Origin of the sequence: Citrobacter enshiensis (assembly GCF_029338175.1) — a bacterium.
GTDB classification, from domain to species: Bacteria; Pseudomonadota; Gammaproteobacteria; order Enterobacterales; family Enterobacteriaceae; genus Citrobacter_D; species Citrobacter_D enshiensis.
Map to the genome: position 1 here is coordinate 4,797,839 of NZ_CP119862.1, position 23,119 is coordinate 4,820,957.

Genomic DNA, 23,119 nt, shown 5'->3' on the forward strand with positions numbered 1-23,119 from the left:
TCTCCTGTCAGAACTTGTAACCACGATGCAGAGCAACAACACCGGCCGTCAGGTTGTAATAGTCGACGCTTTCAAATCCGGCGTCCTGCATCATCACTTTTAGAGTGTCCTGATCGGGATGCATACGGATGGACTCAGCAAGATAACGGTAACTTTCCGCATCACTTGCGACCATCGAACCAATTCGCGGCAGGATGTGGAATGAATACGCATCATACGCTTTGCTCAGCGGTTCAATGATGGGTTTGGAGAACTCCAGCACCAACAGACGACCACCTGGCTTCAATACGCGATACATCGAACGCAATGCTTTATCTTTATCCGTTACGTTACGTAGCCCGAACGAAATGGTAATGCAGTCAAAGGTGTTGTCTGGGAATGGCAATGCTTCCGCATTCGCCTGAACGTACTCAACGTTGCCAATGACGCCGATATTACGCAGCTTCTCACGCCCCATTTTGAGCATTGAGTCGTTAATATCCGCCAGAATGACTTTACCTGTCTCACCCACCATACGTGAAAACTTCGCGGTCAGGTCGCCCGTACCGCCCGCCAGATCCAGAACGGTCTGCCCACGTCGAACGCCGCTACAATCAATGGTGAAGCGCTTCCACAAACGATGAATGCCAAATGACATTAAGTCATTCATGACGTCGTATTTTGACGCCACAGAATGAAAAACGTGGGCCACCATGTCAGCTTTCTGCTCTTTAGCGACGGTCTGAAAGCCAAAGTGCGTCGTTTCTTGTGAATCTTCCACCATCTCAGTGCCTGCTCATCAATAAAATGTTCGAGAAGTGTAACAGATTGGGGCAATTTGCCCTACCCTTCTACTGGGTTCAACTACCCCGAATGGGCTAGCGTGATTGCTGCTTTGCACCCTCATCATCAGGGTAAGCTGCGTCCTTTGTCTGCTCTGGAACAGAGCGTAAACGGTACTCTTCATCCTGCGTCGTGGCTTGCTCAACCAAATCCGGATTGATTTCGCGTTTAATTTCCACCCCCAACCCGCGAAAAGCCTCCGCCTGAGCCAGGACGTTTCCACGGCCCGAGGAGAGTTTTTTCATCGCCTGCCGATAGTTGTCCTGCGCCTTATCCAGGCTCTGACCAATAGACGACATATCATCGACAAACAGCCGCATTTTGTCATAGAGCTTGCTGGCCCGATCGGCAATTTGCTGGGCATTACGGCTTTGATGTTCATAGCGCCACAAGTTGGCGATTGTGCGTAGCGCCACCAACAGGGTCGTTGGGCTCACCAGCATAATATTATTTTTAAGCGCTTCGGTAATCAGTTCGGGCTGTTTGTCCAACGCCAGCAGAAAAGCAGGTTCGACAGGGATAAACATCAGGACATAGTCCAGCGTACGCAGCCCTGGCAACTGTTGATAATCTTTACGCCCCAGCAAACGGATATGGTTGCGTACCGAAGCAATGTGTTCCTGCATCGCGCTTTCGCGGGTGTAATCATCTTGTGCGTTGAAATAGCGCTCGTATGCAACCAGCGTCATTTTGGCGTCAATCACGACGTCCTTGCCCTGCGGTAAACGCACAATCACATCCGGTTGCATCCGGGAGCGGGCATCGTTTTCAATACTCACCTGCGTTTCGTATTCATAACCTTCACGCAAGCCCGATGCCTCCAGCACGCGCGTCAACACCACTTCTCCCCAGTTACCCTGGGTTTTGTTGTCACCTTTGAGCGCACGCGTCAGGTTGACCGCTTCCTGAGCCATCTGTGCATTCAACTGTTGGAGATTGCGAATTTCGTGCGCCAGAGTGTGACGTTCACGCGCTTCCTGACCAAAGCTGTCCTGCACCTGACGCCGGAAACCATCCAACTGTTCACGCAGTGGCGTAAGCAGGCCATTAAGGCTCTGGCGATTTTGCTCATCGACCCGGCGGTTACTTTGCTCAAATATCCGGTTTGCCAGGTTTTCAAACTGCTCGCTCAGACGCTGTTCGCTATTGATCATCTGGCGGATTTTGTCTTCTGCATGCTGCTGTGTTGCTTCCATACGGGTGGTGACTTCACGCAGGTCAGCTTCCAGGGAGGTATTAATACTACGCAGACTGCGTAACTCATTGTTGAGCAATTCGCATTCATCGCGCCAGTGATCGCTCTGAGCAAGCTGCTGTTTTGTCGCGCTTAAATCCGCGACCAGCTCTTCACGCTCGGCAAATTGTTCGGCTTTCTGTTGCGCATGCTGGTAGCTGGCCATCAACCAGCCAATCGCAATGCCCACCAATGCGATAACCGCATAAACAATGATTGAGATATCCACAACGCCTCCTGCATAAACGACGTAAGCCTGATGGAACAGACTTTACCCGCACAAAATAGAATTGTGCTGTATAAACGTCCAGTTTAAAAGGAATTTCCTGCGAGGGGCTACGCAAAATAAAAAGGCCGAACGCATCGGCCTTTGACAAGAGAAGAGAGAATTACAGCAGACGACGCGCCGCTTCCACCACAATTTTCACTGCGTGGCTTTCTGTTTGCTTCATCGTTTCTGCATTGGGAATCTCTTGCTGGGTGCGGTTGACGATAACGCCCGCCACCATACCAGCACGCAGACCCTGGCTTGCACACATGGTTAGCAGCGTTGCGGATTCCATTTCATAGTTCATGACACCCATTGACTGCCACTCTTCCATGGAGCCTTTGAAGTTGCGGACTACACGACCAGAGAAGGTATCGTAACGTTCCTGGCCTGGATAGAAGGTGTCAGAAGACGCCGTAACACCAATGTGTGTCGTCGCGCCAATGGATTTCGCCGCTTCAACCAGCGCGGTGGTACAGGCAAAGTCTGCCACGGCCGGGAACTCCATCGGCGCGAAATGCAGGCTTGCACCGTCCAGACGAACAGAGGCGGTGGTGACCAGTACGTCGCCAACGTTAATGTGCGGTTGAATCGCGCCGGTAGTGCCAATGCGCAGGAAAGTACGAATGCCCAACTGTGCCAGCTCTTCCACAGCGATAGAGGTAGACGGGCCGCCAATACCGGTAGAGCAAACAATCACTGCTTTGCCATCCAGTTCAGCACGCCACGTAGTGAACTCGCGATGGGATGCCAGCTTAACCGGCTTATCCATCAGCGCAGCGATCTTTTCCACACGCTCCGGATCGCCAGGGACGATGGCAAGCGTAGCCCCTTGTAAATCGTTTTTAGTGAGGCCGAGATGAAAAACATCAGACTTGGACATATACAACTCCTCTGTGAATTGGTTTTGTCAGAAGCAGCAAAAAGACACTCTACCGAAGGACTCAAAACATTTTCGTGACACCCATCACCATGATGTAAATAAATTGCATTGGATTTCCATAAAATAGCGATCCACATCACACAAACCTATCGATATCACTCACCGTTGCACAAAAGATAGACCGTTTCAGGCAATGTGATTTGTTGCATGCTGTCTATATTTAACATTGCGCTAATTTTCTTAAGGGTACGGAGAATACCATGACGAAGACACAACAACCGGGTTTTGCACCTGCAGCTTCACCTCTTGCCTCTACCATTGTTCATACGACGGATGACGCCATCATCGCTGGACTGACGTCGATTCCCTCTCAGGGCGATGATATGCCGGCATATCACGCTCGCCCTAGAAACAGTGACGGCGCACTGCCAATTGTCATCGTGGTGCAAGAAATTTTTGGCGTGCATGAACATATTCGCGACGTTTGCCGCCGCCTGGCACTGGAAGGGTTTCTGGCTATCGCACCAGAGCTCTATTTCCGTGAAGGCGATCCTAACGATTTTGCCGATATACCCACGTTACTGAGTGGTCTGGTGGCCAAAGTTCCTGATTCGCAAGTGCTGGCGGACCTGGACCATGTCGCCAGTTGGGCTTCCCGCAACGGCGGTGATGTCCATCGCCTGATGATTACCGGTTTCTGTTGGGGTGGACGTATTACCTGGCTGTATGCTGCGCATAATCCACAGTTAAAGGCTGCCGTGGCGTGGTACGGCAAACTGGTGGGCGACAAAACGCTGAACTCCCCGAAACAGCCCGTGGATATCACAACGGATCTGAATGCCCCGGTCTTGGGACTGTACGGCGGGCAAGACACCAGCATTCCTGTTGATTCCGTGGAAACCATGCGTCATGCGCTCCGTGCCGCCAACGCCAAAACGGAGATTGTCGTCTACCCGGATGCGGGACATGCGTTTAATGCGGATTACCGCCCGAGCTATCACGAAGAGTCAGCGAAAGATGGCTGGCAGAGAATGCTGGCGTGGTTTGCGCAGTATGGAAGTAAAAAGTAACTCCTGGTCGGGTGAGGCGAAGCCACCACCCGACAAAATGCCCGGTGGCGCTTTCGCTTACCGGGCCTGGAGTACTACCCCTGACGCAAATTCTGCGCCGCCTGCACCATGTTCGCCAGCGCCGCGCGGGTTTCCGGCCAGCCGCGGGTTTTGAGGCCGCAGTCCGGGTTCACCCACAGACGCTCCGCCGGGATACGCTGCTCGGCTTTCTTCAGCAGTGCTTCGATCCACTCCACGCTCGGCACGTTCGGCGAGTGAATGTCATACACGCCCGGCCCGATTTCGTTCGGGTAATCAAACTCTTCGAAGGACTCCAGCAACTCCATGTCGGAACGCGAGGTTTCAATGGTGATAACGTCAGCGTCCAGCGCCGCAATCGAATCCATGATGTCGTTAAACTCGCAGTAACACATGTGAGTGTGGATCTGGGTGTCATCCTTCGCCACAGCGGCGTTGATGCGGAAGGCTTCCACGCCCCACGCCAGATACGCCACCCAGTCGCTGCGACGCAGCGGTAAACCTTCGCGCAGCGCCGGTTCGTCGATCTGGATGATGCCAATCCCTGCGGCTTCCAGATCTGCCACTTCGTCACGCAGCGCCAGGGCAATCTGTTTGGCGATGGTTTCGCGGGTTACGTCTTCGCGCGGGAAGGACCAGCACAGAATGGTCACCGGACCGGTCAGCATGCCTTTCACCGGTTTGTCGGTCAGGGACTGGGCGTACTTCGCCCACTCGACGGTAATCGCTTCCGGGCGGCTGACGTCGCCGATCACCACCGGCGGCTTCACGCATCGGGAACCGTAGCTCTGTACCCAACCGTTCTGGGTAAAGACGAACCCGTCGAGGTGCTCGCCAAAGTATTCCACCATGTCGTTACGCTCGGCTTCGCCGTGCACCAGCACGTCGAGGCCTAAGCGTTCCTGCTCAACAATCGCCTGTTTGATGTGCTCTGCGATGCCGGTACGATAGTTGTTGGCGTCGAGATTGCCTTTTTTGAAGTCCAGGCGCAGGCCACGAATTTCCGTGGTTTGCGGGAATGAACCGATGGTCGTGGTCGGCCATGCGGGCAGTTTAAAGCGTGCACGTTGGGCTTCGGCACGTACTTCATAGGCATTCGCGCGCTGGCTGTCCTGGGCGGTGATCGCCGCCAGACGTTTTTCCACTGCCGCATTATGTACACGGGTTGAGTGGCGACGCGCCTGAATCGGGGCGCTCCATTCCGCCAGTTTCGCGGTATCGCCGCTGTTCAGCGCATCGCGCAGCAGCGCCAGCTCGCCACATTTTTGCAGGGCGAAGGCAAACCAGCTTTTCACTTCCGCATCCAGACGCGTTTCCACGCTGAGATCGATCGGGCTGTGCAGCAGGGAGCAGGAAGAGGCGACCCACAGGGAACGTTTGCCAACGATATCTTTAATTTGTGCGTACTTCTCGGTGAGATCGGCACGCCAGACGTTACGACCGTTCACCAGCCCGGCGGAAAGCAGCCATTCAGACGGCAGGCGTTTATGCAGCTCTGTGACGTCATCTTTCCCATGAACCAGGTCAACGTGCAGACCCTGCACCGGCAGCGCGGTGATGGTGTCGAGGTTCGGCGTCACGCCTTCAAAATAGGTGGTCAGCAGCAGTTTCACCTGACCCGTGAGCGCGTCATACGCAGGTTTGAACGCGTTCAGCCATTCCTGCGGCAGTTCCAGCACCAGCGCCGGTTCGTCGATCTGCACCCACTCAACGCCGCGTTTTGCCAGCTCGGCCAGCACCTGCTGGTACACCGGCAGGATGTCTTTCAGCAGGCTCAGGCGGTCAAACTGCTCGCCTTTCACTTTACCCAACCACAGGTAGGTGACTGGCCCCAGCAGCACAGGTTTAATTTTGTGGCCCAGCGCCAGCGCTTCGTCCACTTCATCCAGCAACTGGGTCCAGGTCAGTTTGAACTGCTGGCCTTTCACGAACTCCGGCACCATGTAGTGGTAGTTGGTGTTAAACCATTTGGTCATTTCCGCCGCCGCCGCCGGTTTGCCAGTTGGCGCACGACCGCGGCCAATGCGGAACAGGGTGTCGATATCCACCGATCCATCGTTGTTCTGATGACGAGCCGGAACATTACCCAGCAGCAGGCTGGTGGTCAGAACATGGTCGTACCAGGCGAAATCGCCTACCGGCAGCAGGTCGATACCGGCTTGCTTCTGCTGATCCCAGTGGCGAGCGCGCAGTTCGCGTCCAACCGCCAGCAGTTCTTCACGAGATGTCGTGCCCGCCCAGTAGCTTTCTTGTGCTTTTTTCAGCTCGCGACGCAGGCCAACGCGAGGGAAACCGAGGGTGTGATTTAATATTGTCATTTTTCTTCCTCTCATTATTTTATTGAATCTGAAAGCAAAACTCTAAATAGTTCGGCTGGCAGGAAGGCAGTGACACAGCGCATCCCCTGGAGCTTACTGAAGTAAGTGACTGGGGTAAGCGAGGAAGCCAACGCACCTGCAAGTCGAAATATGACGAGTTTTGGACGTCCAGATGTTTACACATCCATAATGTAAAGGTACTGTGTATTCCTCAAGCGCAATTTGTTCATGCCGAAGTGAAGGACTTTCATGATCGAAATTAAACACCTGAAAACGCTACAGGCGTTGCGGAATAGTGGTTCGCTGGCAGCAGCCGCGGCAACGTTGCATCAGACCCAATCCGCCCTGTCTCACCAGTTCAGCGATCTGGAGCAGCGCCTCGGTTTCCGGCTCTTTGTGCGTAAAAGCCAGCCGCTGCGTTTTACGCCACAGGGAGAGATTCTCCTGCAGTTGGCAAACCAGGTGCTACCGCAGATTAGCCGGGCGCTTCAGGCATGCAACGAACCGCAACAGACCCGGCTACGTATTGCGATTGAATGTCATAGCTGTATTCAGTGGCTGACCCCGGCGCTGGAAAATTTCCACGCGAAATGGCCGCAGGTGGAGATGGATTTCAAATCCGGCGTGACGTTTGACCCACAACCCGCGCTGCAGCAAGACGAGCTGGATCTGGTGATGACCTCCGATATCCTGCCGCGCAGCGGACTGCACTATTCGCCCATGTTTGATTTTGAAGTGCGTCTGGTACTGGCTCCGGATCATCCGCTGGCCAGCAAAACGCTGATCACGCCGGAAGATCTCGCCAGCGAAACGCTGCTGATCTATCCGGTGCAGCGCAGCCGCCTCGACGTGTGGCGCCACTTCCTGCAGCCTGCGGGCGTCAGCCCGTCGTTGAAAAGCGTCGATAATACGTTGCTGTTGATTCAGATGGTGGCCGCCAGAATGGGTATTGCAGCCCTGCCGCACTGGGTGGTGGAGAGTTTTGAACGCCAGGGCCTGGTGGTGACCAAAACCCTGGGTGATGGATTGTGGAGCCGCCTCTACGCCGCCGTCCGCGATGGCGAACAACGGCAGGCGGTCACGGAAGCCTTTATTCGTTCAGCGCGGAACCACGCTTGCGATCATCTGCCGTTCGTACGGAGCGCGGAGCGACCCAATAGCGATGTACCCACAGTGAGGCCAGTATCACCGTCGCCCCAATGATAAAGCTTGGCCAGTGGGGCTGTTCTTGCCAGATAGCAAGGTTGACCAGCAGTCCTGCGGGCACATGCACGTTATTCATGATGCCCAGCGTGCCTGCATCCACCTGTGTCGCCCCGTAGTTCCACATAAAGTAACCCAGTCCGGAAGCCACCACGCCCAACCAAACCAGGATGCCCCATTGTAATGGGGTTGTCGGGAGTTTGTTGGGATTTCCCAACATGAACCAGGCGGCGACAGCCACCAGAAATGCCCCCATGTAGAACCAGGCAAACGCGTTGTGCTGCGGCATCGGGTGGATCTCCATCAACCGCTTGTAGCCCACCATTCCAATGGCAAAACTGATATTCGCCAGCTGTACCAGCAATAAACCGGTCCAGAAGTGGTCGCTGACTTTGTCATAGCGAATGATCGCGGCTCCAACCACCGCCAACAGCGCGCTCAACACATAGCCCCAGCGCAGTCTGCGCTTACTCAACAGATCGTAGATCAGCGTGATATAAAGCGGTGTAAGGACGGTAAACAGTAAAAATTCAGAGACGGTCAGGTACAGGTAAGCGCGGAAACTGAGCAGGTACATGATGCCTAGCTGCATCGCGCCGACCAGCATGTAGAGCACAATGGTCCGCGGCGACTGCCCGCGCGTGCGCAGAAACGGCAGGAATACCAGCGCCGCCAGCCCCACACGCATCAACACGGAAAAATAGCTGTCGACATGCCCGGCAAGATACTCGCCAATTAAGCTAAAAGAAAAGGCCCACAGGATCGTGGTAATGATGAGTAGCGCCACAATGGATGTCTCTTTGAACAAGGAGCATCCATTGTAGCGGAGAGTTCAGTTGACAACTGGTCAACGAAAGAACAGTTACATCAGGATAAAAACAGCTCACGCAGGTAATGCGGCACAGCGTCGTCAGCGTTGGTGCCGATCACGTCCAGTCCCGGATGCAGGTCTTTCAGGCGCTGGTGCGCATTGCCCATAATGCAGCCTTTACCCGCCATGGAGAGCATCTCGGCGTCGTTCATGCCATCGCCAAAGGCAATGCAATCCTTCAGGCTGTAGCCCATTGCTTTAGCGACGGCCTCCAGCGCATGCCCCTTCGAAACGCCCCCGGCCATCACTTCCAGGCACGTCAGCGTAGAGAAACTCACATTGACACGATCGCCCCAACGCGCATTTATCGCCTGTTCAAGCGGCAGCAGTATTTCATGAGAATTGCTGGTGAAGAACACTTTGCTGATGCCTTCCGGCTCCAGTAAGCCGGGTTCAAACAGCGAGTAATTGAAAACCGCCTCTTTGAAAAAACGCATCTCATCCGGACGATGACGATTCATAAACCATTCGTCGTTGCGATAAACGTTGGTGATGATATCGGGGTTCGTGTTCACCACGCCAAACAGATCGCTGGCAATGTCGCGATCCAGATTATGCGTAAACACCAGATTTCCTTCGGGATCGTGCACACGCGCCCCGTTGGAGGTGATCATGTAAGACTGAATCCCGAGGTTATCGCGGATTTGCCCTACGTCGACATGGTGACGCCCGGTCGCAAAAACAAAATTGACGCCACGGGCAGTCAACAGTTTCAGTGTCTCTTTAGCGTAAGGGGATAACGTGTGGTCGGGAGAGAGTAGCGTACCATCTAAATCAGACGCAACAACCTGATACATAAGAAAATTAAACCTCTATGCAAAGCGATTTTCGCTGGATGAATTATGCCTGTTGAAAAATTCAACAATAGCGTTGAGCGCGACTGAGCGCATTGCGTCCTTTTCAAAAAGGATCTCATGGTACGCGCCTTTGATGACAAGCGGCTGACCTCCTTCTACAGGATGGCCTGCTGCGGCGCGGATTTCACAAAAACGGTCATGCATGCGGTTATCCACCACACGCTCTTCTTCTGCCTGGATGAGCAGCGTAGGCGTCGCATCATCGCCCGCCCCTGCCAACACCTGTTCGCCAGCCTGAATACCTTCACGTACCCAGTGATATGTAGGCCCACCAACCCGCAGTTGCGGTTCGTCGGCATAAAAACGTAAGTTGCGACGGTAGCGTTGTCGGCTGTGGGTTAGCGCATTCATGCTAAACGGCAGCGCCCGCCAGCGACCCGTGCCAATCGCGTACCCTTCACGGATACGTTGATGCCCTTCCGCCCAGTCGAGAATATGGCGCACCATAAACGAGGGCAGACGCATCACAATACCAAACATCGGCGCACAAAGCGCGATGGCATCGCAATGCGCGGGGTGACGTTGCAGAAACAGGGTGGCAATCGCACCGCCCATGGAATGGGCGAGAATGTAGCGTTTTCGCCACGGCCCCGGTTGAACTTCTTGCCGCCAAAAGTCGGTTAAATCATCGACATAATCATTAAAACTCACCACATGCCCACGGTGCGTATCCGACAATAACCGCCCGGATCGCCCTTGCCCACGATGGTCGATAATGAGCACGTCAAAACCCGTCTGAAACAGGTCATACGCCAGCTCGGCGTACTTGACATAGCTTTCAATGCGGCCAGGACAAATCACGACCACACGATCATTTTTTTCTGCGTGAAAACGGACAAAGCGTACCGGAACACTGTCCACGCCCGTAAACTCCGCTTCCTCCCGCTGACGCCAGAAATCTGTCAGGGGTCCCATGGAAAAAGCGGCAAACGCGTTTTCTCTTGTTTCCCAGTCTTTTTGCTGCTGAAACATCGGGTATCGAGCCTCGTTAACCACGTAAAATCGTTTTTTTTGTCATGTCTGACACAACACAGCAACAGTAGCGTATTGTGGCATAAAAATAGACAATCCGGGAGTTTCTCATGACCTTTGAATGGTGGTTCGCCTACCTGCTGACATCCATTATTTTGAGTCTTTCTCCAGGCTCCGGCGCCATCAATACCATGACCACCTCAATCAACCACGGCTATCGTGGCGCAGCGGCGTCCATTGCGGGTCTGCAAACCGGACTTGGCATTCACATCGTTCTGGTGGGGATCGGTCTGGGGACGCTATTTTCACGCTCGGTCATCGCCTTTGAAGTTCTGAAGTGGGCGGGGGCCGCCTATCTGATCTGGCTGGGCATCCAGCAATGGCGCGCGGCGGGCGCTATCGATCTGAACACGATGGCAAACACACAATCGCGTGGCCGATTGTTCAAACGCGCCGTCTTTGTCAATCTGACCAACCCAAAGAGCATTGTTTTTCTTGCCGCCCTGTTTCCGCAATTTATCCTGCCGCAGGAACCACAACTGATGCAGTACGTCATCCTCGGCATCACCACCATTGTGGTCGATGTTATTGTGATGATCGGTTACGCGACGCTAGCGCAACGCATCGCGGCGTGGATTAAGGGGCCAAAACAAATGAAGGCGCTGAACAAAGTGTTCGGTTCGCTGTTTATGCTGGTCGGCGCGCTATTGGCCTCAGCAAGACATGCCTGAAATGTTGCCGGAAAGCGCGAACGCTTATCCGGCTTACCACTTAGCGCGAAATAATCAGATGAATGCCAAAACCTGCGAATAACGCACCAGCAAAACCGTCGATCCATTTCGCCAGGCGCTGATAACCGCGGCGCATTTTCGGCAGGGCAAACAGACTGGCAACGATGGTAAACCACGCCAGCGTTTCCACGATAATCAGCGCAAAAATACCCCAGCGCGCAGTCGTACCGACATTATCACCGACGAACAGTGAGAACACCGAGCCGAAGTAAATAATCGCTTTCGGGTTCGCCAGGTTGGTCAGCAAGCCTTTCAGGAAGCTACGCCCGCTTTGCGCCAGTTCTACCTGCGGCGCGGGTGCTGCCGTTTCCTGTTTTTTCAACGCGCCACGGAGCATTTGATACCCCATCCAGCACAGGTACAGACCGCCGCCTACCATGATAATGGTGTGCAACCAGGCCATTTTCTCAATGATCAGATGCAGCCCAAGCAGCGCCACGCTCGCCCAGACCATCACGCCACAGGTAATGCCCAATACACCCATCATCGCTTCTTTACGTGAACGGCTGACAGCCGTTTGGGAGACAAAGAAAAAGTCTGGTCCAGGACTCATCAGCGCAACAATGTGCACCATGGCCACGGTGAGGAATAGCATCAACATAAAAAATGACTCGCGGGGAAATAGTTCAGTGAGTCACCATCCTGGCACTTTTTTTCCTGGCTGACTACTCTTCGTCGTCGCCATCGACATGCGCGCGGATCAGCGCCATAAACTCTTTGCCAAAACGCTCCAGTTTCCGCATACCAACACCGTTAACGCTGAGCATTTCACTCGGTGACACCGGCATCTGTTCCGCCATTTCGATAAGCGTTGCGTCGTTGAAAACCACATAGGGCGGGATATTCTCTTCGTCAGCAATCGCTTTACGCAATTTACGCAATTTGGCGAACAGCTTACGATCGTAGTTACCGCCGAAGGATTTCTGCATCACGCGCGGCTTCAACGCGACGAGGCGCGGCACGGCAAGCTGAAGAGCCACATCGCCACGCAATACCGGACGCGCCGCTTCAGTTAACTGGAGCGCCGAGTGGTGGGCGATGTTTTGCGTCACCAGCCCAAGATGAATCAGTTGGCGGATGACGCTCACCCAATGCTCGTGGCTCTGCTCGCGGCCAATGCCGTAGACCGGCAGTTTGTCATGGGCTAATTCACGAATGCGCTGGTTATTCGCGCCGCGAAGGACCTCCACGACATACCCCATACCAAAGCGCTGGTTAACACGATAGATCGTCGACAGCGCTTTGCGCGCATCCATTAATCCGTCGTACTGTTTTGGCGGGTCGAGACAGATATCGCAGTTGCCGCACGCTTCCTGACGCCCTTCGCCAAAATAGTTGAGCAACACCAGACGACGGCAGGTTTGCGCCTCAGCAAACGCCCCCATCGCATTCAGTTTATGACGTTCAATATCCAGCAATTGTCCGGCAGGCTTTTCTTCAAGACAGCGTCTGAGCCACGCCATATCCGCCGGATCATAAAACAGCATCGCTTCCGCAGGCAGGCCGTCGCGTCCGGCACGCCCGGTTTCCTGATAGTAGGATTCGATATTACGCGGAATGTCGAAGTGCACCACGAAGCGGACGTTGGGTTTGTTAATCCCCATACCGAACGCCACGGTCGCCACGACGATTTGCAGATCGTCACGCTGGAATTTTTCCTGCACATCGGCGCGAACGCCGTTTTCCAGCCCCGCATGATACGCCGCCGCGCTGATCCCGCGACTTTGCAAACGCGCGGCGGTGTCTTCTACCTTCGCCCGGCTATTACAGTAAATAATGCCCGACTTACCGCGCTGCTCCTGAACGTAACGCATGAGCTGATCGAGCGGCTTAAACTTCTCCATCAACATGTAGCGAATGTTCGGGCGGTCAAAACTGCTGATCTGAATTAACGGATCGTTCAGCCCCAGCAGGCGAACAATGTCCAGCCGCGTGGTTTCATCGGCTGTCGCGGTCAACGCGACGAACGGCAGGGCGGGGAAACGCTGGCGAAGCTGGCCCAGTGTGGCGTATTCCGGGCGGAAATCGTGCCCCCACTGTGAAATACAGTGGGCCTCGTCAACGGCTAATAACACCGGGTTCCAGTGCGCCAGATGTTCAAGAAAGTTATCCAGCATCAGGCGTTCAGGGGCGATATACAGCAGACGGATTTGCCCGGTACGGCAACCCGTCATGACCTCAAGCTGTTGTTCACGGCTCTGGGTTGAGTTCAGACACGCCGCCGCCACGCCGTTGGCCAGCAGTTGATCAACCTGGTCTTTCATCAGCGAGATGAGCGGCGAAACGACCACGGTTAACCCGTTCAGAAGCAGCGCCGGGATTTGATAGCACAGGGATTTGCCGCCACCGGTTGGCATCACGACCAGACAGTCGCGACCGGAAAGAACGGTGTCGATAATCTGTTCCTGACCTGGGCGAAACTGTTGGTAGCCGAAGGTTTCCTGCAAAACCTGTTTAGCTCCCGACTCCAGATTCAACACTTCCGCCTGCGCCACATTAACCCCATTCACCAGAATAAAAACAGGCGCTATTTTCAGCGCCTGAGAGAGAAACTGCAATGTTTAACTGCTTATCAGAAGATATCGTTCAGCATCACGCCCACACCGACACGCGTCTGATTAAAGTTATAGTCGATCAGGGATTCGCCATATCCGCTGTAAACCTGGGTATAGAGGCGAACGTGCTTCGTTATCGGATAGCTGAGCCCAAGTTCTGCGCCGCCGTATCCGGTATTCCAGTTGTACTGCCCTTTTGCACTTAACACCGCGTCACCGAGGTGGTAGCCGATTTTAAGCTGGTAATAGCCCATGTATTTGGTGATATCGGGGTTATCATCGGTACTGCCCACGACATACCACGGCTTCACTTCCACCAGCCAGTTGCCATTTTCAGCCATCAGACGGGTATAGAGACGGTTCCAGCTACGCGAGGTCGGATCTGAACGGCCATTAGAATCGTGGTTATACCCCATCTCTACATCGCGCAATGTCCAGCCCGCAAAGCGATAATCGGTGGCAAATCCCAGGAACAGCTGCGGTTCGTAGTTCGTTTCGCGGAAAGGCGATGACTCTTCGCTATTCGACAGTTGCCACCAGGATTTCTGGGTGTAGGACGCCCCCAGCACCGAATTCGCCCCCAGGATGCCACGCCAGAGAGGGAAAGCCAGACTCAGCTGAAACTTCACTTCATCTTTTCGGGCATTATCCGACCAGTTATAGCTACTGATAGCCTCTTTATTCAGGTCACTGGTACTGGTGTAAATCAGATAGTTGGTGTCATAAGGATACAGTGTGAACGGATTGTCATGTTCTAGCAGCATGTTGGCGATAATACTGCCTCGCACCGCTGGTGCATCATGAATATCTTTCACTGTCGCTTCCTGCGCATACGCGGCCAACGGCAGCATTGCTGCAGGTAATAACCATCCCAGAATCGCCCGCATCGGTACTCTTCTCCTGAACTAAATATTGATGATTTGTATAATTATCTACCAAGCATTCTACATACTTACTCAATTCCTGTTTAGTTATCCTCTCCTAAAGTAGAAAACAACAAACAAGAAGCATAATATCAACATTTCATTAACCACGGAGTATCCAATCGTATGTCTGCTGTACTTACTGCTGAAGAAGCCCTGAAATTAGTGGGTGAAATGTTTGTCTACCATATGCCGTTTAACCGGGCATTGGGGCTGGAACTGGAGCGCTATGAAAAGGAGTTTGCCCAATTAGCTTTCAGTAATCAGCCGATGATGGTTGGGAACTGGTCACAGAGCATTTTGCATGGCGGGGTGATTGCCTCTGCATTAGATGTTGCTGCCGGGCTGGTTTGCGTGGGGAGTACGCTGACCCGTCACGAAACCATCAGTGAAGATGAACTACGCCAGCGGATGTCACGCATGGGCACCATCGATCTACGCGTCGATTACTTACGTCCAGGCCGAGGTAATCGTTTTACCGCCACCAGCAGTTTACTCCGGGCGGGCAATAAGGTCGCCGTGGCACGCGTGGAGTTACATAACGAGGACCATCTTTATATCGCCAGCGCGACCGCCACTTATATGGTGGGGTAAGTACGTGAAAAAAGGTAAACTGCCGTTACATTTCTGATATGAGTTTTCCCGATGGATGCTAAGCAAACGCGGCAGGGCGTATTACTCGCTCTTGCTGCTTATTTTATTTGGGGTATCGCACCCGCGTACTTCAAGCTGATCTCTTACGTTCCAGCGGACGAAATCCTGACGCACCGCGTAATTTGGTCATTCTTTTTTATGGTGGCGCTGATCAGCGTCAGTCGTCAGTGGTCGTATTTAAAAACGCTGCTGCAAACGCCGAAGAAAATCTTCCTGTTGGCGTTGTCGGCGGTTCTGATCGGCGGAAACTGGCTGCTCTTTATCTGGGCGGTGAATAACCACCACATGCTGGAAGCCAGCCTGGGCTACTTTATCAACCCGCTGGTGAACATCGTGCTGGGGATGATTTTCCTCGGCGAACGCTTCCGTCGAATGCAGTGGCTGGCCGTCGCGATGGCGGCCTGCGGCGTGCTGGTGCAACTCTGGACGTTCGGCTCGCTACCGATTATCGCGCTGGGGCTGGCGTTTAGTTTCGCCTTTTACGGTCTGGTGCGTAAAAAGATTGCGGTGGAAGCGCAAACCGGCATGCTGATTGAAACGCTGTGGCTTTTGCCGGTCGCCGCGATTTATCTGTTTGGCATTGCCGACAGCGCCACCAGCCATATGGATAAGAACCCCATGTCGCTGAACCTGCTGTTGATCGCCGCAGGGGTTGTCACCACGATACCGCTGCTCTGTTTTACCGGCGCAGCAACGCGTCTGCGTCTCTCCACTCTGGGTTTCTTCCAGTATATCGGCCCCACATTGATGTTTATTCTGGCGGTCATGTTTTACGGCGAAACGCCGGGAGCCGATAAAATGGTGACGTTTGCCTTTATCTGGGCGGCGCTGGCGATTTTCGTGATGGATGCGATTTATACCCAGCGCAGAACGCACAAAGGGATGTGATTGTACCCGATGGCGCTTCGCTTTAAGGCCTACGCAACCTGTAGGCCCGATAAGGCGTTAGCCGCCATCCGGCAGCAAAACGTTAAAGCCAGTTCTTGCGCTTAAAGTACAGATACGGCGCCAGTCCGGCGAGAAGCATAAAGATAATCGCCCCAGGATAACCAAAACTCCACTTCAGCTCCGGCATAAATTCGAAGTTCATCCCGTAGCTGGAGGCCACCAGCGTCGGCGGCAGGAACACCACGGAAACCACCGAGAAGATCTTGATGATGCGGTTCTGCTCGATGTTGATAAAGCCCATTGCCGCCTGCATCAGGAAGTTCACTTTCTGGAACAGGGATTCGTTATGCGGCAGCAGGGATTCGATATCGCGCAGGATCTCACGCGCCTGCTCCAGTTGTCCGCCCGGTAAACGCGCTTTACGTACCAGGAAGTTGAGTGCGCGCTGGGTATCCATCAGACACAGGCGAACCTTCCAGCCGATATCTTCCAGTTCCGCCAGTGTGGAGAGCGCTTCGTCATATTCATCGCCCTGACGCCCTTCCATAATCACACGGCTGAGTTTTTCCAGGTCGCTGTAGATGTTTTCAATTTCATCCGCCAGCTGTTCGATTTTGGTTTCAAACAGATCCAACAGCAGCTCATACGCATTGCCGTCCACCATCGCCTGGCTACGCGCACGCATACGATAGAGACGAAACGCAGGCAGTTCACGTTCACGCAGGGTGAACAGACGGCCATCACGGATGGTAAATGCCACCGTGGAGTTACCGGCGTGGTCTTCCGCATCTTCAAAGAAGAAAAAGGAGTGGATGTGCAGACCGTCTTCGTCTTCGAAGAAACGGGCGGATGCTTCGATGTCTTCCAGTTCAGGGCGTGTTGCCAGGCTCTGACCCAGTTCAGATTGTACGCGCAGGCGCTCGTCGTCGTCCGGTTCGACCAAATCGACCCATACGGCATCAATCAGGGTTTGTGACTCTTCGACTTCCAGCCGGGTCAGTCGATTTTTTTCCAGTTGAAATGCGCTCAGCATGACCGGGACTCCCAATGCATAAAAATATCGGACGCTCGGTGGGCACACAGAAACAAATTGGGTTTCAGACCATTAAACAGCCTGACTCAACGCGACGGGAAAAGAGAGAAAGTCGCTGACAACCGCGAAGGCTATCAGCAAAAAGGGATAGCCTTAGGAGTTGATCCTGGATGACAGGATAATGAGCCAGCATCTACTGGGTGTGTCCAAGGCGAATGTCCTCTTAGCGTAATCGTGCGCGCATGTTACGCCAGCATAAATTTGACGTCAACACGCAACGGAACGCGAAAAAGTAATAATTCCCCCTAATGCTTTAAGGTTAGCAGAGAGGGGAAATATAATGATAAATATCGATATGTTAGACCGTTTCCAGCCTGGCGTACGCCGCCACTAACCATTTGATTCCCTGCCCCTGGAACGCCACCTGCAAGCGACTGTGTTCACCGCTGCCTTCCAGATTCACAATGGTGCCCTCGCCGAACTTGGCGTGGCGCACGCGCTGGCCGAGCTTGTAGCCGGTGTCGTTCTCCGCCATTGGCGTCCCCATCCGCTGATGGCTGACCGGGCGGCTCACCGTCGCGCGCAGACGCACTTCTTCCACGCAGTTTTCCGGAAGTTCACCGATAAAGCGCGACGGGCGATGGTAAACCTCTTTTCCGTACAGACGACGCGTTTCGGCGTAGGTCAGGGTCAGTTTTTGCATCGCTCGGGTAACGCCGACATAGGCCAGACGACGCTCTTCTTCCAGACGCCCGCCCTCATCCAGCGACATCTGGCTCGGGAACATCCCCTCTTCCATACCGACGATAAACACCTGCGGGAACTCCAGCCCTTTCGCCGAGTGCAGGGTCATCAATTGTACCGCGTCCTGCCAGGTATCCGCCTGCCCTTCGCCCGCTTCCAGCGCGGCATGGGAAAGGAACGCCTGTAACGGCATTAAATCTTCGTCTTCTTCGTTGTAGCTGAACTGGCGCGTTGCCGTCACCAGTTCGTCTAAGTTTTCGATACGCGTCTGACCCTTCTCGCCCTTTTCCTGCTCATACATCATGCGCAGGCCGGAGTCTTTCACCACACGGTCAGTCTGCACGTGCAGCGGCATATCCGCCGTTTCTTGTGCCAGCGCATCAATCAGTTCCATAAAGCGCTGTAACGCGCTCGCAGCGCGGCCCGCCAGTGCTTTTTCCTGCAACAGCTCGCGGCAGGCTTGCCACAGCGTCAGTTGACGGTCACGTGAGGTCTGGCGTACCACGTCCAGGGTGCGATCGCCGATGCCGCGCGTTGGCGTATTCACCACACGCTCAAACGCCGCATCATCGTTGCGGTTGGCAATAAGGCGCAGATAAGAGAGGGCGTCTTTGATTTCCTGGCGTTCGAAGAAGCGCATACCGCCGTAAATGCGGTACGGCATGCTCGCCTGCAGTAACGCCTCTTCCAGCACGCGCGACTGGGCGTTGCTGCGATAGAGAATAGCGCACTGATCCAGCGCGCCGCCGTTGTCCTGCCAGGTTTTGATGCGGTTGACCACGAAGCGCGCTTCGTCGAGTTCATTAAAGGCGCAGTAGAGCGAGATAGGCTCGCCGTCCGCGCCATCGGTCCACAGCTTCTTACCGAGACGACCGTTGTTGTTCTCAATCAGGGCGTTCGCCGCGCTCAAAATATTGCTGGTCGAACGGTAGTTCTGCTCCAGGCGGATCGTCTCCGCGCCGGGGAAATCGTTGAGGAAGCGCTGGATGTTTTCAACCTGCGCGCCGCGCCAGCCGTAGATTGACTGGTCATCGTCGCCCACGATCATCACTTTGCCGGTATCGCCCGCCAGCAGGCGGATCCACGCATACTGAATGTTGTTGGTATCCTGGAATTCGTCGACCAGGATATTGGTGAAGCGTTCACGGTAGTGCTGAAGAATGTGCGGCTTATTGAGCCACAGTTCGTGAGCGCGCAGCAGCAGTTCGGCGAAATCGACCAGCCCAGCACGGTCACACGCTTCCTGGTAAGCCTGATACACCTTCTGCCAGGTCTGCTCAACCGGGTTACCGTAGCTCTGAATATGGTGCGGGCGCAGCCCTTCGTCTTTCTGGCTGTTGATGTACCACATCGCCTGACGCGGCGGCCACTGCTTCTCGTCGAGATTCATGGCTTTGATCAGGCGCTTAAGCAGACGCAGCTGGTCTTCGCTATCGAGGATTTGGAAATCCTGCGGCAGATTGGCGTCCAGATGATGTGCGCGCAGCAGACGGTGCGCCAGCCCGTGGAAGGTGCCGACCCACATCCCGCCCTGCGTCGTCCCCATCAGTTGCCCGATACGGTGGCGCATCTCTGCCGCCGCTTTGTTGGTAAAGGTCACCGCCATAATGGAGTACGGCGAGCAGTTTTCCACGCTCATCAGCCAGGCGATGCGGTGTACCAGCACACGCGTCTTACCACTGCCCGCCCCCGCCAGCACCAGCATGTTGGTGCGCGAAGCAGCGACGGCTTCGCGCTGTTTGTCATTAAGGCTGTCGAGCAGGTAAGAAACGTCCATTGATGGCACCGTGTGTAGGGCGGACGGCAAACGCCCTCCGCAAAAACCCTGTTAATTTATACAATACTGCTGGTGATTATATCAGCGAGGTCAGCGATGCCAACCGGGAAATTTCCAGATGCGGTAACAAACGGCTGTCATTGGTCTGCATCAGGTCGGCATTCTCCGGCTTGATCCAGCACGCCTGCATGCCGCAGCGAATGGCGCCAGCGACGTCGGTGGTGAGATCGTCGCCCACATGCAGGATCTCGCCGATCGGGACGTTGAGCTTCTCAGCGGCTAAGGCATACATGTCGCTAAACGGCTTCGAACGACCGTCCGGACCCGCCCGCAGGACAAACTTAAAATAGTCGCCCAGCCCAAACAATTCCGGCTGCGCATTGCCGTTGGTAATCGCCACCAGCGGCCATTTTTTTGCCAGTTGCGTAAGCGTGTCGTGTGTCTCCTGCGGGACGTCGATCCGACTGCGCCACTTTGCGAAATTCATCATCGCGGCGTTGGCGCCTGCCGTCGCCTCTTCTGCTGATAATCCCGCATTCAACATGGCACGTTCTACGGCACGATACCGCCACTCAGTGACATCATGGTAAATGTCCGGCTCCGCTTCGCGTATTGCCTGGCGTAAACGCTGCAGGTCAGCGTTTTGTAATGTGCGCAGCGCAGGGTGATAGTTTTGCACAAAGGCGAGCGCTTCCTGCTCCGTGCGCAGAATAACCTGACGGTTATCATAAAGGGTGTCATCCAGGTCAAAGGTGAGCGCAGAGATGCGCCCCAACGGCCGGTAAAAACGCATTATTTCCCCCGTTTGGCGCGTGGATGCGCCGCATCGTACACCGAGGCCAGGTGTTGAAAATCAAGATGAGTATAGATTTGGGTGGTCGAGAGGTTGGCATGCCCCAACAGCTCCTGCACACCGCGCAGATCGCCGCTCGACTCCAGCATATGGGTGGCAAATGAGTGGCGCAGTTTATGCGGATGCACATGGCTATTCAGCCCCTGCTTGATGCCCCATTCGGCAAACCGTTTTTGCACGTTACGCGCCGAAATCCGTTTCCCCAGTTTGGAGAGAAACAGCGCGTCGTCGTCACCGCCAAACAAACCGCGGAGATCCAGCCAGTGTTCAATCCACGCCACCGCATTGCGTCCGATGGGCAGGCGTCGCTCTTTGCTGCCTTTCCCCATCACCCACACTTCGCCAGTGTCGAGATCGAGATGTTTGATATCCAGCCCAACCAATTCTGACAAACGTAGCCCCGCGCCGTACATCACCTCCAGCATTGCGCGGTCACGCACGGCAAGCGGGTCATTGAGGTCGATATTCAGCAGGCGATTCACATCGTCAACGTCGATATTTTTCGGCAGATGGCGCGGCGCTTTGGGTGCGGAGATCCCTTTCGCCGGGTTGGCCGGCAACTCGCCCTGGCTCACCAGCCAGTCGAAGAAACTGCGTAATGCCGAGAGGCGCAATGCCAGACTGGCTGGTCCAAGCCCTTTGCGACGACTGCGCACCGCAAAACTGCGTACTCTCGCAGCATCACATTGTTGCCAGCTCTGCATTCCGGTTTCCCCGGCTAAAGCGATAATGGCATCAAGCTGACGCTGATAATTCAGGAGCGTTATTGGGCTAAGCTGCCGCTCCACGCCCAGATAACGCAAAAAGCGGGCAACGTCCTGAGAAAGCGGCAAATCCGTCATATGCGTTCAATCCAACGCTCAAGCAACTCCGGCAACATCAGCGCTATCTCTTGCAGCAACTGCGTCCCTTGTCCCTGTTGATAGTGGTGCGCGTCACGACTGCTGAAAAGCATGACGCCGAGATCGCCCTCTCGCCCCAGCATTGACATCGCCACCGAGCCTATCGCTTTGGCTTCCGGCAGCACCACCAGCAGTTCCGGGCCGTTGAGCGGGCCAAGATAGTGCTGCTCGTGCCCCAGACGTTGAATACGCAACGGTTCGAAGGCCTGACGGCTTAATGCCAGATGCGTGAAACTCGACGGCGCGCCGAGTCGCCAGCGATCGGGGAATAAGCGGATTGTTGCCCCTGCCAGCCCCAGATCGCGCGCCCAGCGATGAAAACGTATCAGCAGCTCATCCAGACTACTGGCTGACGCCAGCCGCCCCTGGAGATGCAACAGACGATTAAACAGGCTTTCGTTGGCGTTCGCCTGCTCCATCAGCAGCGTCATGTTCTCTTCGAGCTCATTGATATGGTTGCGCGCGCGCGCCATATGCCATTCAACTAAAGAGATGGTTCCACGCACCGGATGCGGGACACGCATCGCTTCGACAGCGCGAGCATTGCGGATAAAAAACTCAGGGTGACGCTGTAAATACTCGACGACCGCACGGTCATCCAGTTCCATGAGTGTTTCCTGTAGTTCTTCCCCTGGTTGTTTCATAGATGAATAAACCCGTCGTAGACATGTGCCGCCGGGCCAGTCATATATAACGGATGGCCCGGACCTTTCCAGGCGATATCAAGGCGACCGCCCGGTAATTCCACGCGTACTTCTTCTGCCAGCAAACCCTGCTGAATACCGACCGCCACGGCAGCGCACGCACCACTGCCGCAGGCCTGGGTTTCTCCTGCCCCACGCTCATAAACGCGTAACCGGATATGCTCGCGTTTGACCACTTGCATAAACCCGATATTGGCGCGCTCAGGAAAGCGTTCATGATTTTCCAGAACCGGCCCCAACGTTTCTACGGCGGCCGTATCAACATCATCAACCTGAATCACGCAATGCGGGTTCCCCATCGAAACGACGCCGCACAATACTGTCTGTTCGGCGACTCGCATAATATAGGTCTTTTCCGCTTTGTTGGCGCGAAAAGGCACCTGCGCCGGTTCAAAGTTGGGCTCGCCCATGTTGACCCGCACCAGTTCGTCGTCGGTGACGCTCAGAATCATGCGGCCATTGGCCGTGCTGACGCGAATATCGCGCTTGTTCGTCAACCCTTTCAGGCGAACAAACCGGGCAAAACAGCGTGCACCGTTACCGCACTGCGAGACTTCACTCCCATCCGCATTAAAGATGCGGTAATGAAAATCCAGCTCGGGATCGTAAGGCGGCTCGACCACCAACAGTTGATCGAATCCGACCCCCAGATGTCTGTCCGACAGACGGCGGATCAACTCCGGCGAGAAAAAGACATTCTGCGTTACCGCGTCGACGACCATAAAATCGTTGCCAAGGCCATGCATTTTAGAGAATTGCATCATTCGCTCCATTCACGC

Annotated in this window: 22 protein-coding genes; 5 read left to right on the plus strand and 17 right to left on the minus strand. The window is 54.7% G+C overall.

Going from position 1 to position 23,119, the window contains the following annotated elements; genetic code table 11:
* Window positions 1-7 precede the first annotated feature (7 nt).
* The 3 genes from ubiE to udp form a co-directional block, all read right to left on the minus strand.
* On the minus strand, window positions 8-763 hold the full coding sequence (ubiE, locus tag P2W74_RS22820) for a bifunctional demethylmenaquinone methyltransferase/2-methoxy-6-polyprenyl-1,4-benzoquinol methylase UbiE (protein WP_276293353.1): 756 nt from the start codon (window positions 761-763) through the stop codon (window positions 8-10).
* 94 nt (window positions 764-857) lie between these two features.
* Window positions 858-2,285 (minus strand): DNA recombination protein RmuC, encoded by a 1,428-nt coding sequence (rmuC, locus tag P2W74_RS22825; RefSeq protein ID WP_276293354.1) that lies wholly within the window; start codon window positions 2,283-2,285, stop codon window positions 858-860.
* Window positions 2,286-2,445: 160 nt separating this feature from the next.
* Window positions 2,446-3,207: a uridine phosphorylase gene (udp, locus tag P2W74_RS22830; RefSeq protein WP_192613944.1), complete on the minus strand. Its 762-nt coding sequence runs from the start codon at window positions 3,205-3,207 to the stop codon at window positions 2,446-2,448.
* A gap of 260 nt (window positions 3,208-3,467) precedes the next feature.
* Between udp and P2W74_RS22835 the strand changes: the two genes are divergently transcribed.
* Window positions 3,468-4,277, plus strand: a complete 810-nt coding sequence (locus P2W74_RS22835) for a dienelactone hydrolase family protein (RefSeq protein ID WP_276293355.1) — start codon at window positions 3,468-3,470, stop codon at window positions 4,275-4,277.
* Between the two features lie 74 nt (window positions 4,278-4,351).
* Here the strand turns inward: P2W74_RS22835 and metE are convergent, their stop codons facing one another.
* A complete protein-coding gene (gene metE / locus P2W74_RS22840) occupies window positions 4,352-6,613 on the minus strand; it encodes a 5-methyltetrahydropteroyltriglutamate--homocysteine S-methyltransferase (protein WP_276293356.1) in 2,262 nt (753 codons plus the stop codon).
* A gap of 249 nt (window positions 6,614-6,862) precedes the next feature.
* Between metE and metR the strand changes: the two genes are divergently transcribed.
* Window positions 6,863-7,816, plus strand: coding sequence for an HTH-type transcriptional regulator MetR (metR, locus tag P2W74_RS22845; protein ID WP_276293357.1), 954 nt, complete (start codon window positions 6,863-6,865; stop codon window positions 7,814-7,816).
* On the opposite strand, the gene P2W74_RS22850 is transcribed toward metR, so the two are convergent.
* The 3 genes from P2W74_RS22850 to pldB form a co-directional block, all read right to left on the minus strand.
* Complete coding sequence (locus P2W74_RS22850; RefSeq protein WP_276295260.1) at window positions 7,704-8,603, minus strand: carboxylate/amino acid/amine transporter; 900 nt, start codon at window positions 8,601-8,603, stop codon at window positions 7,704-7,706. The two genes, metR and P2W74_RS22850, sit on opposite strands and share 113 nt — an antisense overlap.
* An 80-nt stretch (window positions 8,604-8,683) precedes the next feature.
* Entirely contained in the window at window positions 8,684-9,484 is an 801-nt protein-coding gene (gene yigL, locus P2W74_RS22855) for a sugar/pyridoxal phosphate phosphatase YigL (RefSeq protein ID WP_276293358.1), read from the minus strand.
* A 15-nt stretch (window positions 9,485-9,499) separates the two neighbouring features.
* Complete coding sequence (pldB, locus tag P2W74_RS22860; RefSeq protein ID WP_276293359.1) at window positions 9,500-10,516, minus strand: lysophospholipase L2; 1,017 nt, start codon at window positions 10,514-10,516, stop codon at window positions 9,500-9,502.
* 110 nt (window positions 10,517-10,626) lie between these two features.
* Here pldB and rhtB point away from each other — a divergent pair, with 110 nt between their 5' ends.
* Window positions 10,627-11,247, plus strand: coding sequence for a homoserine/homoserine lactone efflux protein (rhtB, locus tag P2W74_RS22865; protein WP_276293361.1), 621 nt, complete (start codon window positions 10,627-10,629; stop codon window positions 11,245-11,247).
* A gap of 40 nt (window positions 11,248-11,287) precedes the next feature.
* On the opposite strand, the gene rhtC is transcribed toward rhtB, so the two are convergent.
* The 3 genes from rhtC to pldA all read right to left on the minus strand — a co-directional run bounded on the left by rhtC (window position 11,288) and on the right by pldA (window position 14,749).
* Window positions 11,288-11,908, minus strand: coding sequence for a threonine export protein RhtC (rhtC, locus tag P2W74_RS22870; RefSeq protein WP_276293362.1), 621 nt, complete (start codon window positions 11,906-11,908; stop codon window positions 11,288-11,290).
* A gap of 64 nt (window positions 11,909-11,972) precedes the next feature.
* Window positions 11,973-13,802 carry an ATP-dependent DNA helicase RecQ gene (recQ, locus tag P2W74_RS22875; RefSeq protein ID WP_276295261.1) on the minus strand — a complete coding sequence of 610 codons (1,830 nt, stop codon included), beginning with the start codon at window positions 13,800-13,802 and terminating at the stop codon, window positions 11,973-11,975.
* A 77-nt stretch (window positions 13,803-13,879) separates the two neighbouring features.
* Window positions 13,880-14,749: a phospholipase A gene (gene pldA / locus P2W74_RS22880; RefSeq protein WP_276293363.1), complete on the minus strand. Its 870-nt coding sequence runs from the start codon at window positions 14,747-14,749 to the stop codon at window positions 13,880-13,882.
* 162 nt (window positions 14,750-14,911) lie between these two features.
* Between pldA and yigI the strand changes: the two genes are divergently transcribed.
* Both yigI and rarD read left to right on the plus strand, forming a co-directional pair.
* Window positions 14,912-15,379 (plus strand): acyl-CoA thioesterase YigI, encoded by a 468-nt coding sequence (yigI, locus tag P2W74_RS22885; RefSeq protein ID WP_192613959.1) that lies wholly within the window; start codon window positions 14,912-14,914, stop codon window positions 15,377-15,379.
* A 51-nt stretch (window positions 15,380-15,430) separates the two neighbouring features.
* The gene (gene rarD, locus P2W74_RS22890; RefSeq protein ID WP_276293364.1) at window positions 15,431-16,327 is read left to right on the plus strand and encodes an EamA family transporter RarD; all 897 of its coding nucleotides are present in this window, start codon (window positions 15,431-15,433) and stop codon (window positions 16,325-16,327) included.
* An 82-nt stretch (window positions 16,328-16,409) separates the two neighbouring features.
* Here the strand turns inward: rarD and corA are convergent, their stop codons facing one another.
* The 7 genes from corA to dapF all read right to left on the minus strand — a co-directional run bounded on the left by corA (window position 16,410) and on the right by dapF (window position 23,101).
* A complete protein-coding gene (gene corA / locus P2W74_RS22895; RefSeq protein ID WP_276293365.1) occupies window positions 16,410-17,360 on the minus strand; it encodes a magnesium/cobalt transporter CorA in 951 nt (316 codons plus the stop codon).
* A 153-nt stretch (window positions 17,361-17,513) separates the two neighbouring features.
* Window positions 17,514-17,570 (minus strand): YsgD/CorL family protein, encoded by a 57-nt coding sequence (gene ysgD / locus P2W74_RS22900; protein WP_238340021.1) that lies wholly within the window; start codon window positions 17,568-17,570, stop codon window positions 17,514-17,516.
* 148 nt (window positions 17,571-17,718) lie between these two features.
* Window positions 17,719-19,881 carry a DNA helicase II gene (uvrD, locus tag P2W74_RS22905; RefSeq protein ID WP_192613962.1) on the minus strand — a complete coding sequence of 721 codons (2,163 nt, stop codon included), beginning with the start codon at window positions 19,879-19,881 and terminating at the stop codon, window positions 17,719-17,721.
* Window positions 19,882-19,957: 76 nt separating this feature from the next.
* Window positions 19,958-20,674, minus strand: coding sequence for a 5-amino-6-(5-phospho-D-ribitylamino)uracil phosphatase YigB (gene yigB / locus P2W74_RS22910; protein ID WP_276293366.1), 717 nt, complete (start codon window positions 20,672-20,674; stop codon window positions 19,958-19,960).
* Window positions 20,674-21,576 (minus strand): tyrosine recombinase XerC, encoded by a 903-nt coding sequence (gene xerC, locus P2W74_RS22915; RefSeq protein WP_276293367.1) that lies wholly within the window; start codon window positions 21,574-21,576, stop codon window positions 20,674-20,676. Before xerC ends, yigB begins: the two co-directional genes overlap by 1 nt.
* Complete coding sequence (locus P2W74_RS22920) at window positions 21,573-22,280, minus strand: DUF484 domain-containing protein (RefSeq protein ID WP_276293368.1); 708 nt, start codon at window positions 22,278-22,280, stop codon at window positions 21,573-21,575. The genes xerC and P2W74_RS22920 overlap by 4 nt, the downstream gene beginning before the upstream one ends.
* Window positions 22,277-23,101 (minus strand): diaminopimelate epimerase, encoded by an 825-nt coding sequence (gene dapF, locus P2W74_RS22925; protein WP_276295262.1) that lies wholly within the window; start codon window positions 23,099-23,101, stop codon window positions 22,277-22,279. Before dapF ends, P2W74_RS22920 begins: the two co-directional genes overlap by 4 nt.
* Between the last annotated feature and the right edge of the window lie 18 nt (window positions 23,102-23,119).